Below are 13,441 nucleotides of genomic sequence, written 5' to 3'. Positions count from 1 at the left end.
TAGTTCGTGACAGCGTCGCCGGTCACAAGACCCCCCGAAGGTTCCGCGCCCGTCCCGCACGTGCCGGGTTCGACGAGCAGCTCCGGCGCCTCGGCCCGCTCTGACCTGAATGGCCGCATCCTGCAGGAAGACTTGGAGACCTAGTGCGAATTGCTCACTTCGGCACATTCGACGTCGCCAACTACGGCGATCTCCTGTTCCCCCGTCTTCTGGAATGGCGACTCGCGGACATCGCGGATGAGATTGTTCATATATCGCCGGTCGGCGGTATCCCGGTCTACCGCGACGTTGCCGTCAGCCATTCTCTGGCTGAGGTACAGCGAGCAGGAACCGAATTCGACGCCGTCGTTCTCGGCGGCGGGAACATCATTCATGACAACGGGACCAGCCTCGCCACCTACAAGAGCGTGAGCAGGGTGGCGTACCCGCGATTGTGGCTCGGTGCCACGCAACTCGCAACGAGACAACGGATTCCGCTGGTGGTGAATGCTCCTGGCGTTCCCAAAGTGCCGGGCAAGGTGGCGACTCCCTTGATGCGTCGCTTCGCCGCCAGAGCCGACTACCTCTCTGTTCGTGACACCTACAGCCAAGAGGTACTCCGATCCATCGGTGTCCCGGGAGTCACGGTGGTACCGGATTCCGCGTTGGAACTCCGCGACATGTTCACCGCGAGCGCCCCTGCGAACCTGGACGTGCCGCCGCGTCTGGCGGCGATGTTGGACTCCCGGTTCGCAGCTGTGCACATCAATGCCCGTTACAAGGGCGGCGATGTCACCACGCTCGCCAGACGTCTCGATGAGCTTTCAGCGACACTTCAGGCGACGATCGTACTCATCGCCATAGGGCCGTGCCACGGCGACGACGACTTCGCCGAGACGGTGGCAGCACAGATGCAATCCGATCCCGTCGCGTTCAGCGCGCCGAAGGCTGTCGAAGACATCGCCTACGTGATCTCTCGCTCCTGCGCGTACATAGGCTCGTCCATGCACGGGTTCATCACGGCCGCGTCGTTCGGAGTTCCCGGACTGATCGTCGCCAGCCACGCCGCCCAGCACAAGTTCCGGGGAGTCCTTGCTCACCTCGACGCCGAGGAACGCCTCGTCTCGAGCTGGGACGAGGCCCATAATGTCCTCGGCTCCCGCGGTGAGAACGCCGCACTGGCCCCCGTGGATAGCGAGCCGGCTCTCCGCAGAATCGACGAACACTGGGGTGAGCTTCGAAGCGCGTTGCAGGGCGCTGCCCAGACGGTCGCCGTCCGGTAGCGACCGTGCCGGGTCAGGGCCCGCAGCGCGGACACCCGCTGTCGGCCCGTGCGAAGGAGCCGACTCGGTCGCCCGCGATAATCCGCCCTACTGCGGGACTCTCGCGGTGATCACGGCTGATCTCAGGAATTGGTCGAAGCGCGGCTGCTGCTCCGAGAGCATGCCGTTCTCGACCAGCCAGACCCGGCCGTCGATACGCGATCCTTCGGCCTCCACTTCGGCGGACATGCGACGGAGGGCGTCAACCCATGCCTCGTGCGAGTTCGCGACCACTGTGATCCCGGGGATTGACGTCTCCCGGTACGGCCCGACGGCGCTGCCGATGGTACGCAGTCCCATGGCGAGATGTTCGAGAAGCCTCAGGTCAGCCAGGGACGTATTCAGCTCCGTGCCCGTCAAGGGCGCGATCGCGAAGTCGCTTCGCTCGGCGCATTCATGTAGCCATTCGACGGACTCGGGGAACTGCCGAGCGCTCTCCGGCACCTCGACGCTCTGCAGCCACGGACGACCGTCTCGCAGAGATTCCACCTCGTCTTCGTGGGCGATTCCGATCAGCATGAGTTCGAAGTCGGGGCGTGTGGCCGCGAACGCATCGAGGGCGGGGAGCACGAGATCGAGATTCGCCCGGTGTGTACGGTCTCCGAAATAGAGGGCGCGGACTTTGCCGTCTCGCACCCGCGGGCTGACCGGCACGCTCCAAAGACGATCACTCAGCGCGGCGGGGAACACCTCAACTGGTGCATCCATGTCCGCCAATCGGTCACGGCCCGCTTCTGTCGACACCGAGAAGGCCGTCGCACCTCGCAGCAGCCCCATGGGCGCAGGTGCATCCGCGTCATCTCTCAGGCGCGCACTGCTCTCGGAGTCTGCGGGCATCAGCTCGCCGACTTCCTCGATCACGAGCGCTGCGCCGGCGGCGTCGAGCGCGGTGATGAGGTCAGTGACCGCTGCGGCGGGTACCGCGTCGCGCTGCACGATCAATCCATCGACCAAGCCTTGACGCACAGATGCGATCGCGCCGTCGGGCGTGACCCGCAGGAAGTCCACATCGCGGGCCACCGAGTTTCGCGTGCGCTCCCACAGACGGGCATATGTCGACGCAGGGGCTCGCGTGAGGTCGCGTGAAGAACGGGAAAGAACACCGACTCGGAGCGTGTCAGACGAATCGGCTTCGGATCCGGCGAGAACTCGACGATAGATATCGAGATACCGGACCGCCATCTGCTTCGTCGTCCAGGCGATACCCCAACCGTGCTGCCAATCGCTGACACCGCGCAAAGCCTTCACGCGTGCTTCACGATCGTAGAGCGCCTCCGTCATCTGGCTGAGCAGCGAAGGCCCGTCCATGCCTTCGAGCACCCACCCCGCGTTGAAGCGTCTCACGCGCTGCGCGACGTTGGGGAAGTCGAGAACGAAGACGGGAATGCCGACGCTCCACATCTCGGTGAGGGTATGGCAGTAGGTTTCGTCCCAGATCGAGAGCACCGCTCCCGCGTGGGGCGCGATCTTCTCGACGAGTTTGCCGAAGTTCTCACGCTTGTAGGCGCCGTGGTAGACGACTCGTGATCCCTTGGATTCGAACTTCTCTTTTATCGGTCCGAGAATGTGCCACTCGATCTGCCCATGGGCATCGGCGTCCGCCATCGAGCGCAGAATCTCCGCTCCCTTTGCCGCGTTGATGCCCCCTGGCACCAGAATTCTGAGGGGCTCTCCGTATATCGGGCGCGCGGCGACGAACCTGAGGACGTCGAAGTCTCGGCCGTGTTCGATGACACTGAACCGTTCGGGATCCATCTCGGGAAAGTGGTAGAGGATCAGGTCGCGGGCGCTTTCCGACGTGGTGACGAATGCGTCGCACATCCGGATCGCACGCCAGAAACGATCCTGCCACCACTGCAGCCAGTCGCCTGTCGGTGTCGGGTAGTCCTGTACCGGCCAGCCGGAATCGCGGTACACCGAACCGGACCCGACGTACTCGTCGCCCAGGTACGTGCCCCGATCATCGATCAACTTCAGATTGGGAGACAATGCGTAGTAGTCGTGAAACGACACGACGACCTTCATCCCGAGCTGAGTCGCGATCCCCGGCAGCGACAACGAGTGCCACAGAAGATGTCTGATGTGTACGATGTCGAAGTCACACTGCCTGAGCCACGTCCCGATCACGCTGTCGTACTCGGGCGAGATGTGACCGATCGGCTCGAGCTCGTGGTCCAGTTCGTGTGTGTGCACTGGGTGCAGCTCGCCGTCGACAACCCGGCTCAATGTCATCTCCCGCGAATCGCAGCGCAGCACCCAAGGCTCCACGGCATCGTCGAGCGCGTTCATGAGGTCCGCATTCGTCTGAGGCGTCCCACCCGTCGTCGTCGAAATGGCATAGAGGACGCGCGGAAGCGCCACAGTGCTCGTGGATGCCACGGTCAGCGCCACGTGTGCGCGGTTTCGCGCGATCGCAATCTCCGGACTCTCTCGGAAAACGCGGATCGCATGCTTGTATTCAGGGTATCGAGCGTCTACAACCGCTCGGCCCGCGGCGAGCAGCTCGGTCTTGCTATCACCGAAGCTCTTCGATCGATCGTGGAAGACATAGGTGCTGTCATCGATGACATGGATCCAACCGGCTCGGCCTGCGCGCATGCAGAAGTCGTTCTCTTCGCCGTAACCACGTGGAAAAGCCTGCGCATCGAGCGGTCCGATCTCCTCGATGCAGAGTCGGCTGATCCACATGCAGAAACCGTTGCCGGTGGGAACTCTCGGATACACCCTCACCGACTCTCGGCGGAACGCGCGCGCATAGGCGATCTCGTCGACCCCCGCCGGCAGTGGATTCTCGTTTCCGATTCGCGGCGCCGAGAACGCTCCGGCTCGGTCAGACATGGCGGTCACTGTCGCGGTCCGAGGCGAGTTGGCGGCGGCCGCGAGCATGCCGTCGAGCCATCCGGGTGTCACTCGCGCGTCGGAGTTCAGGAGCACGACGTCGTCGTCCCCGGCTTCGACGATCCCCCGGTTCACAGTCCTCGTGAATCCCATGTTCGTCTCGTTGGCGAGGATTCTGATCCTCGTGTTGTCGCGGTGGCGAGCAAGTACTTCCTTCACCCGTGCATCAGGTGAGCAGTCGTCGATCAGCAGGATGCTGGCAGATCCAGGGGTGTGAGCCAAGAGACGCTCTATACAAACCGACAGATCGTCCGGCGCGTTGTAGATCGGGACGATGATGGTCACCCCACGGTGCGAAGGCTCCTCGAAGCGGACGCTTCCCCCCTGTGACTGGCGCGGGTGCGAGCTGAAGCGATAGTCGTCGCTCGTCGTCTGGTCCGGGAACCGCAGCGAAAGTGCGTGCTCAGCACCGTCAGAGACCCATCGGTGCAGCGGATTGGCGAATCTCACTCCGCCCTGACCGTTGGCGAGACCAGCCTTGCGCAAGTCATTTCGGGGTAGCGAGTTCTTGACCGTCAGATATGGATGACCGTCGAGAAGCACTTCCACATCGAAGACGTCGTCCGGCCAGTTCTCATTGATGGCCCATCCGCGCACGTCAGCGGCGTCGGTGACTTCGAGGCTGCCGCGGTACGAGTCTTTGAGGGCTGCGGTGCTCACCTCTCTCTCGAGCATGATCGACCCGTCTGCGGGATCGCGGAGCGACACCACGACAGATTCTGACGAGGTGCGGAATCGGCCGATGGGAACGTTGAATCCCCATGCTCCCGCTCCGTCTTCCGTGGCGAGCTCCGGAACTGCGCGGTCGCACATGAAACCTGAAGCCACGCGATGTTCGTCCAGGTACACGTCGGCAACGACCGGGTCGTTCCTGCCGTTCAGCTTCACCCAGCCGCTCAGCGCCCCCTTCTTGGGCTCGCGGATGGCACCGCGCCAGGGCGTGCCGCTGAAAGGCGCCCCGAACTCTCGCTCTGCGATCACTTCGCCCGATCCGCTCGCCAACACTGCGACCTTCACCCGATCCCCGAAGGTCGCGGATGCGGGGAGTTCCCACACGAAGCCGTGCCTGCCGTGCGTGTCACCGGCGGAAACCAGGTCCTTTCGCAACCGATCAGCGGGGACGTTCTCGGCAACGAGCAAGCCGTCGAGCTTGATGTCGAGGCGAAGGCTCGCTTCGTCATCGTGACGACGAGCCCAGCCGAATACACCCCGCCCGTTGAAACCGTCGATCACTCCGATCAGTGCTGTCATTTCGGCAGCTCCACCCCTCCTAGTACGGCGCGCAGAAGACCTGCCTTAACGGATCACGAGCCCAAGCCAGAGTATCGCACGGCCTTGCCCGACCAGGATCCGCACCCCCCTGTGGTGTCCCTCGGGCAGCTCGCGAAGGAAGGTCGGGCGCCAGCGCACGCATGTACGCTACTGAAGGCAGACACGCCTACACACGGAGATATGGGGAGTGGCTGAACAATGAGCGACTACGTGTTCATCAGTGATCGGACCGGCCAGGCTGCGCAGATCGTCGACAACCGGGCGTCTGCCCTGATCGCGGCGCTGGGGTATCGCGCTGAAGGCACGGAGCGGTTCGTCTCAGCGAACCGACGCATGGCAGCCATGCAGTTCTCACGCTCGACTCACCTCTATCGTGCCGGCGACCAGAGGCACACGGATCGAGACGGAGCCGTCACCCTCCTCAAAGGCCACGCGATCAGGCGCGGGCGGGACGACGCGCATCTCCTACCTGCCGAGGCGATCGCCCGCGAGATCAGAGGCGGAGGCTCGCCGACCCTGCGCGAACGCCTCGCCGGCGACTACGGTATCTGTCACTTCGATGGAGATGACGCGGCCTTCGTCAGCGACCCCCTGTCCATGGTTCCGCTCTTTTACCACGAGGCGTCAGACGGGACAAGCATCGTCGCGACGCGGCCCCGTCTGATTCAGGCTTTGGTGCCGCACTTGGGCTTCGATTTCAGAAGCCTCGCTTGGCAGGCCATCGCCTTCTGGCCGCTGGGCGAGGACACCCTCGTCAGCGGCATTCGTCGCGTTCCGCAAGGCGGCTGGCTCGGGGTCAAAGACAGCCGAGTCCTGGTCCATCAGCGCCCCCTCTCGTATCTGAATCGGCAAGACGGCGGCGAGATGCGGGCAGAACTTCAACGGGACCCGGAGGCGGTGCTGGACCGTGTGATCGGCGAGATGGCTGCCTCGCTCAGAGCAGTGTTCGACACGGGAGCGAGGGTGAATCTGGCGCTCACGGGTGGTCGCGACTCACGAGCCATCGCCGCTCTGGCCACCATGACCGGGCCGCTGCCAACCACCCTCTCGGCTTTCTCGAACGGTGTCCCTGACCACCCAGACGTGGCTGTCGGACGTAGCGTGGCGGACGCTATCGGCGCGGAGTTCACCAACAACATTCCCAAGCCGGCAAGCTTCTCCTCCGGAGACATATTCAGGCAGCGACTTGGAGCGGTCTTCCGCTACGACGGAATGCTGCCGGTCTGGGATGGTGGAGGAAGCCCGGGCATTTCGCCCGCGGTCCTGCTCCAGGGCCACGTGGGTGAGGTGTATCGGGACAAGTGGTTCAGCACTCCCTATGATTCCCCCGAGGACTTCGCTCGTAGGATGTTTGCAGGAAACAATGTCGACCCCAACGATCTCTTGCGGACCGACGCTGCCGCCGAGCTCAGAGAACAGCTGGCTGACCGTGCACGCTACTACGTCGACAGCGGTGCCAGCGTGGCTCAGCTCGGAGGGGTCTTCCGCATCGAGGGCATGCAGTCTTGGGAAAGCGCTCAGTTTTCCCAAGGGGCGTTGTGGGCGAGCCACCCGGTGCATCCTCTCTACGACCCGGATCTGATCGACCTCTCCTTCCTGGCGCCGCAGGAATGGCGCAACGACGAGCGCATTCATTACGAGATCATCAAGAGAAGCGCTTTCAACCTGGTCGACTTGCCGTTCGCTGAACACGGTTGGCATCAGGGTCTGGAGCTGAACGCGGGTTGCAGTGCCGTCCATGTCCCCCCCGTGCGGAACACTCGCCAACTTGTATCGGCATCGGGCTGGCAGTCCGCGCTGTTCTTCAAGTCCCCCTTGCAGAGGCGCTTTCTTCAGATCATCGACGAATGCGGATCGAGTCCGCTATGGGACTACTTCGACAAAGAGAAGACACGATCCGCGATCACCACCGCGCGCGCGGACATCCCCTCGATCAAGATGACCCGGCTCTATTCGCTGCTGACGTCCCTGTGCTACTCGCACGGCTACGAGCTCCCGCTCAAGTTCAACGCGGCGGCGGGAACGGAAACCCTCGAGGCCCGAACCGTATTGCGCGCGAAGTCAGGAACCACAGCGCTTTTCGACGGACGTCAGAAAGGAGCGCTTGTCGATATGTCTGCCTCCGACACGCTCGATGGCGTTCCCGTAGTGGACGTGCCCGACCTCGTCATCGATGCCGCGACTGGAAACGACGCGGCTTTTGCGAGAGACACCGACGTCTACGATCTTCATCTCGAACTACGGCAGGCAGCCAGCGAGAACCGCAGACTCGAAGCCGAGCTACGCACAGCACGGCGCGAACTGGATTCGTTGCGGAAGGGAGACACGCGGACGGCGTGATCAAGCGCCTGACTGTCTTCGCAAACGAACACGAGAGTCCACCGGCACGGGTGGCAGCTGCCCTCGATGGTGGGTTCCCCGATCGGGGACGTCGCCAACCCGCCAGAATGCCCTCTTACGACCGGGACGTACCGCGCGGCACCCGCCGGTCGGCAAGGAACGCTCGCGACTGCGCGGCGCGCGGTGAGCTGATGCTTCTCCAGGCCTCGAGGAACTCGGGCTCAAAGGGCTCTGCGATACCACGTGACGCACGGTAGAGCGCGAACGGCAAGGCGTTCTCGTCCGAGTAGACGCGAGAAAGGTAACGCTCGGCGTTCCCGGTGAAGATAAGGTCAGGCTCGATCAGTTCGACCATCTCGCGGTGATAGAACCTGGTCCTCAGACACACCACCCGGGTGAAGACTCCACTCAGATGTTTCAGCATCAGCCTGAAGAAGGAGTCTCCGAACAACAGGACCGTCTTGTTGATCGGCGCTTCCGGACTGAGGAGGATGTCGATCATCCCGTCGTTGAAGCCGCCTCCGCTGTTGAACTCCTGCACTTCCCAATCAGGATGGAGCTGGAGTGCCTCTTGAAAGCGCTCCGGATTCAACTTGCTCCCGAGATCTCCTGGCCACCGGCGTGGTCGCATGATCCTACTCGCTACTCGATCGAGTGCCTCGGGCGCCTCCACCCCGACAGCCGCCATCATCTCGCGCAGGACGACGAGCGAGCCTGTGTGCGACAGATGGGTGTCAAGAGGCAAACTGCTGTTGGGCTGCTGCCGAAGCTGGTTCACGGGATAGACGACGCGCGGAACCATCGTCGCCGGAAGCTGCTCCAGATACGTCTCTCCCAACCGGACGACCGGTTGGAACGGAAAGTCCTCAGTCAGGACGGACTGCTTGTCTGGGAAGATGACATGCGCGTAACCCACACCTCGCGTGGTGGTGTCGGCAGCGCGAGCCTCGAGGTTGCGAGAGAAGACGCGAACGGACTCCGGCGCCGGTGTCAGCTCGCCGGTCGCATACTTGAGCGGCTGCTGATTTCCGCCGGCGAGAAACGCGACTCCGCTGCTCGACACCAGAACGTCGTTCTCGATACGCCAGTCCGAAAGGGTCCCTCGATCTTGATCTCTGGCGTTCATGGCGTACCTCCGGTCAGGATGCTGGTTGTCCAGCCCACGAAATCCTATCGGCCTGCCTGTAGTCGAACTGGCCCCCGCGCTGCACCGGACCCGTAAGCACGGCTCGCGCCGCTACACAGGAATCCGCACCGTAGGCGCGTCACCCGTCTCCCAGAAGTCCGCGTCCAGCACACGAGTCACCGGATCGGGCTCCTCGGCCCACGCCGGCACCGGCTGCGACGTCTGCGTCGCGCGAGCCACAGCACGAGCGGCGTTCTGCCGCTGCAGTTCGGCGGCGGCTGCACGACGCTCCCACAGCTCGCGCTCGATCATGGTGCGATCTCTGGCGTGAATCATCGCCCTGAGGATCATCGCGAGCAGCAGGCCCGTGTATCCGCCGATCGTGTTCGCCAGCACGTCGAGCACGGTCGATACGCGCTCGTCGAGCGCGATGCCCTGCGTGAACTCGATCGCTCCCGAGAAGGCGGGCAGCAGGAAGATCGCGACCCACCACGCTTTGCGTGCGAGTGCGAGGCCGAGCAGGAAACCGAGCGGCACGAACATGCCGATGTTGGCGGCGAACTCGAGTTCGTTGTAGTCGAATCGCTCGGGGACGCCGAGGTTGTGCAGCGCACGGAGCACACGCCCCGCGATGCTGTCGAACTCGAGCTGCTCAGGCTGCGGCCACATCGTGACCAGCAGCACGAACGCGGAGTACACGATCAGCAGCAGCGTCGAGATCCACAGCCGCGCGTGGCTTCGCGGCGGCGGGGGTCCCACCTGGATCTGTGTCATGGTCGCGTTCCTCTCTCACGCCCGAGGTCGGGCGACGGCGATGCCCGCAGGCAGGCTCGGGCCATGTTATCCGTCACGAGTCGCGTCTCACCGCGAAGTCGCCGAGAACCTGCGCGCTCACGACATGTCCGCACCCGGGTACGACAAAGGGGCCGGACCCGAAGGCCCGACCCCTGTGCGAGAAAGCAGATGCTTACTTGATGATCTTCGTGACCGTACCGGCGCCGACGGTGCGTCCACCCTCACGGATGGCGAAGCCGAGGCCCTCTTCCATGGCGATCGGCTGGATCAGCTCGACCGTCACGTCAGTGGTGTCGCCGGGCATGACCATCTCGGTGCCCTCAGGCAGCGTGATGACGCCGGTGACGTCGGTGGTGCGGAAGTAGAACTGCGGGCGGTAGTTCGTGTAGAACGGGTTGTGACGCCCACCCTCATCCTTCGACAGGATGTACGCGGTACCGGCGAAGTCGGTGTGCGGCGTGACCGAACCCGGCTTGACGATGACCTGACCGCGCTCGACGTCCTCACGCTTCGTGCCACGGAGCAGGAGACCACAGTTCTCGCCGGCCCATGCCTCGTCGAGCTGCTTGTGGAACATCTCGATACCCGTGACCGTGGTCTTGACGGTCGGACGGAGTCCGACGATCTCGACCTCGGAGTTGATGGCCAGCGTGCCACGCTCGGCGCGGCCGGTGACGACGGTTCCACGACCGGTGATCGTGAAGACGTCCTCGACGGGCATCAGGAACGGCTTGTCCTTGTCGCGCACGGGGTCCGGAACGTTCTCGTCCACGGCCTCCATGAGGTCGAGGATCGACTGAACCCACTTCTCGTCGCCCTCGAGGGCCTTGAGAGCGGAGACGCGGACGACAGGAGCGTCCTCGGCGAAGCCCTGCGAAGCGAGCAGCTCGGAGACCTCGAGCTCGACGAGCTCCAGGATCTCCTCGTCGTCGACCATGTCGGACTTGTTCAGCGCGACGAGCAGGTACGGCACGCCGACCTGCTTGGCGAGCAGCACGTGCTCACGCGTCTGAGCCATCGGGCCGTCGGTGGCGGCGACCACGAGGATCGCGCCGTCCATCTGAGCAGCACCGGTGATCATGTTCTTGACGTAGTCGGCGTGGCCGGGGGCGTCAACGTGCGCGTAGTGGCGCTTCGGGGTCTCGTACTCGATGTGCGAGATGTTGATGGTGATTCCACGCTGGCGCTCTTCCGGCGCCGAGTCGATGGAAGCGAAGTCGCGCTGCACGTTGGTGTCAGACGGGAACTTGTCAGCAAGCACCTTCGAGATCGCTGCGGAGAGCGTGGTCTTGCCGTGGTCAACGTGACCGATGGTTCCGATGTTGACGTGCGGCTTGGTCCGCTCGAACTTGGCCTTAGCCACTGGGTCCTCCTCAGGACGTCATGTAGAGGGTGCCGGGCACTGGTTTGCGACCGGTTCTCTACGGGTGTGAATCTCAGTTTAGTAGAGAGGGAATGTGAAGTTGTAGGTGACCTGGGAGCCGAGCCGAAACCCGGCTCCCAGGAAAGTGTTACTCGCCGCCCTGGTGCTTCTGGACGATCTCGTCGGCCACAGCGCGGGGAACCTCAGCGTAGCTGTTGAACTCCATCGAGTAGACGGCGCGACCCGAGGTCTTCGAGCGCAGGTCGCCGATGTAGCCGAACATCTCGGACAGCGGCACGTGCGCACGGACGACCTTGACGCCTGCGGCGTCTTCCATCGACTGGATCTGGCCGCGACGCGAGTTCAGGTCACCGATGACGTCGCCCATGTACTCCTCGGGAGTACGCACCTCGACCGCCATGAGCGGCTCGAGGAGCGTCGGGTTGGCCCGACGAAGAGCTTCCTTCATACCCATGGATCCTGCGATCTTGAACGCCATCTCCGAAGAGTCGACGTCGTGAGCAGCACCATCGACGATCGTCGCCTTGACGCCGACGATCGGGTATCCGGCGAGCACGCCGACGTTCATCGCATCCTGGAAGCCGGCATCGATCGAGCCGATGTACTCACGCGGGATGCGACCACCGGTGACCGAGTTGACGAATTCGTACGTCTTCTCGTCGTCGAGGTCGAGCGGCTCGATGTTGAACTGGATCTTCGCGAACTGACCCGAACCACCGGTCTGCTTCTTGTGCGTGTAGTCGTACTTCTCGACGCCCTTGCGGATCGTCTCGCGGTACGCGACCTGCGGCTTGCCGACGTTGGCCTCGACGTTGAACTCGCGCTTCATGCGGTCGACGAGGATGTCGAGGTGCAGCTCGCCCATGCCCTTAATGGTCGTCTGACCGGTCTCGGGGTTGAGCTCCGTGCGGAAGGTCGGGTCCTCTTCAGCGAGCTTCTGGATGGCGACACCCAGCTTCTCCTGGTCGGCCTTGGTCTTCGGCTCGATGGCGACCTCGATGACGGGCTCGGGGAACGTCATCGACTCGAGGACGACCGGCGAGGCCGGGTCGGTGAGGGTGTCACCGGTGGTGGTGTCCTTCAGACCGATGACGGCGTAGATGTTGCCCGCAGTGACCGAGGGGACCGGGATCTCCTTGTTGGCGTGCATCTGGAAGATCTTTCCGATGCGCTCCTTCTTGCCCTTGGTCGAGTTGACGACCTGGGCTCCGGAGTCGAGCTGGCCCGAGTAGACGCGCACGTAGGTGAGGCGACCGAAGAACGGGTGCACCGCGACCTTGAACGCGAGAGCCGCGAACGGATCCTTCGCGTCGGGGTGACGCTCGATGATCGTGTCGTAGTCCTTGGGGTCGTGAGCCTGGATCGAGCCCACGTCGAGCGGGTTCGGCAGGTAGTCGACGACCGCGTCGAGCATCGGCTGGACGCCACGGTTCTTGAACGCCGAGCCGCAGAGGACCGGGTAGATCTCGGAAGCCACGGTGAGCTTGCGGATCGCGCCCTTGATCTCGGCGACGGTCAGGTCTTCGCCACCGAAGAACTTCTCGAGCAAAGCGTCGTCGGTCTCGGCGACGGTCTCGAGGAGCTGCTGACGGTACTCGTCTGCCTTGTCCTTGAGGTCGGCGGGGATCTCCTGGACCTCGTAGGAGGCGCCCATGGTGACGTCACCCTTGGAGTCACCAGCCCAGACGAGCGCACGCATCTCGACGAGGTCGATGACGCCGACGAAGTCGTTCTCTGCACCGATGGGCAGCTGGATGACCAGCGGCTTGGCGCCGAGGCGGTTGATGATGGTGTCGACGGTGAAGTAGAAGTCCGCGCCGAGCTTGTCCATCTTGTTGACGAAGCAGATGCGGGGGACGTTGTACTTGTCAGCCTGACGCCACACGGTCTCGGACTGGGGCTCGACGCCCTCCTTGCCGTCGAACACTGCGACAGCACCGTCGAGGACGCGGAGCGAGCGCTCCACCTCGACCGTGAAGTCCACGTGACCGGGGGTGTCGATGATGTTGATCTGGTTCTTGTTCCAGTAGCAGGTCACGGCGGCAGACGTGATCGTGATGCCGCGCTCCTTCTCCTGCTCCATCCAGTCGGTGGTCGAGGCACCGTCGTGGGTCTCGCCGAGCTTGTGGTTGACGCCCGTGTAGAACAGGATGCGCTCGGTGGTGGTGGTCTTGCCGGCATCGATGTGAGCCATGATGCCGATGTTCCGAACCTTGCTCAGGTCGGTGAGCACGTCTTGTGCCACAGGAGTGTCCTTATCTTTTTGGCAGTCGTACTGCGAAGAGGGGGTGCCTGCCCCCGGCGTGTGGCCGGGGGCAGGCGAAG

Annotated in this window: 8 protein-coding genes; 3 read left to right on the top strand and 5 right to left on the bottom strand. The window is 63.5% G+C overall.

Features of this window, described 5'->3' with window-relative positions:
- Positions 1–143: 143 nt before the first annotated feature.
- Positions 144–1,262: a polysaccharide pyruvyl transferase family protein gene (locus tag RU09_RS06495; RefSeq protein ID WP_042538718.1), complete on the top strand. Its 1,119-nt coding sequence runs from the start codon at positions 144–146 to the stop codon at positions 1,260–1,262.
- A gap of 87 nt (positions 1,263–1,349) precedes the next feature.
- Here the strand turns inward: RU09_RS06495 and RU09_RS18885 are convergent, their stop codons facing one another.
- Positions 1,350–4,484 (bottom strand): glycosyltransferase, encoded by a 3,135-nt coding sequence (locus tag RU09_RS18885; RefSeq protein ID WP_442922286.1) that lies wholly within the window; start codon positions 4,482–4,484, stop codon positions 1,350–1,352.
- A 240-nt stretch (positions 4,485–4,724) separates the two neighbouring features.
- On the opposite strand from RU09_RS18885, the gene RU09_RS18875 reads away from it, so the two are divergent.
- Positions 4,725–4,922 (top strand): hypothetical protein, encoded by a 198-nt coding sequence (locus RU09_RS18875; RefSeq protein WP_231567481.1) that lies wholly within the window; start codon positions 4,725–4,727, stop codon positions 4,920–4,922.
- Between the two features lie 747 nt (positions 4,923–5,669).
- The gene (locus RU09_RS06485; RefSeq protein ID WP_042538714.1) at positions 5,670–7,811 is read left to right on the top strand and encodes a hypothetical protein; all 2,142 of its coding nucleotides are present in this window, start codon (positions 5,670–5,672) and stop codon (positions 7,809–7,811) included.
- 115 nt (positions 7,812–7,926) lie between these two features.
- Here RU09_RS06485 and RU09_RS06480 read toward each other — a convergent pair whose 3' ends face one another.
- The 4 genes from RU09_RS06480 to fusA all read right to left on the bottom strand — a co-directional run bounded on the left by RU09_RS06480 (position 7,927) and on the right by fusA (position 13,361).
- Entirely contained in the window at positions 7,927–8,937 is a 1,011-nt protein-coding gene (locus tag RU09_RS06480) for a hypothetical protein (RefSeq protein ID WP_042538712.1), read from the bottom strand.
- A gap of 111 nt (positions 8,938–9,048) precedes the next feature.
- Positions 9,049–9,711: a VanZ family protein gene (locus RU09_RS18050; RefSeq protein WP_052492884.1), complete on the bottom strand. Its 663-nt coding sequence runs from the start codon at positions 9,709–9,711 to the stop codon at positions 9,049–9,051.
- A 193-nt stretch (positions 9,712–9,904) separates the two neighbouring features.
- Positions 9,905–11,095, bottom strand: a complete 1,191-nt coding sequence (gene tuf, locus RU09_RS06470; protein WP_042538710.1) for an elongation factor Tu — start codon at positions 11,093–11,095, stop codon at positions 9,905–9,907.
- Between the two features lie 148 nt (positions 11,096–11,243).
- Positions 11,244–13,361, bottom strand: coding sequence for an elongation factor G (fusA, locus tag RU09_RS06465; protein WP_042538708.1), 2,118 nt, complete (start codon positions 13,359–13,361; stop codon positions 11,244–11,246).
- Positions 13,362–13,441 lie beyond the last annotated feature (80 nt).

This window comes from Microbacterium sp. MEJ108Y (genome assembly GCF_000834175.1).
Classification (GTDB): Bacteria; Actinomycetota; Actinomycetes; order Actinomycetales; family Microbacteriaceae; genus Microbacterium; species Microbacterium forte.
The sequence above is the reverse complement of the archived record's forward strand: the minus strand, read 5'-3'. Positions and strand labels throughout refer to the sequence as shown.

Bases quoted from the DNA above. Each gene is read 5' to 3' on its own strand.
- RU09_RS06480 (WP_042538712.1), bottom strand. From the start codon at position 8,937: ATGAACGCCAGAGATCAAGATCGAGGGACCCTTTCGGACTGGCGTATC.
- RU09_RS18050 (WP_052492884.1), bottom strand. From the start codon at position 9,711: ATGACACAGATCCAGGTGGGACCCCCGCCGCCGCGAAGCCACGCGCGG.
- RU09_RS18875 (WP_231567481.1), top strand. From the start codon at position 4,725: ATGACCGTCGAGAAGCACTTCCACATCGAAGACGTCGTCCGGCCAGTT.
- RU09_RS06485 (WP_042538714.1), top strand. From the start codon at position 5,670: ATGAGCGACTACGTGTTCATCAGTGATCGGACCGGCCAGGCTGCGCAG.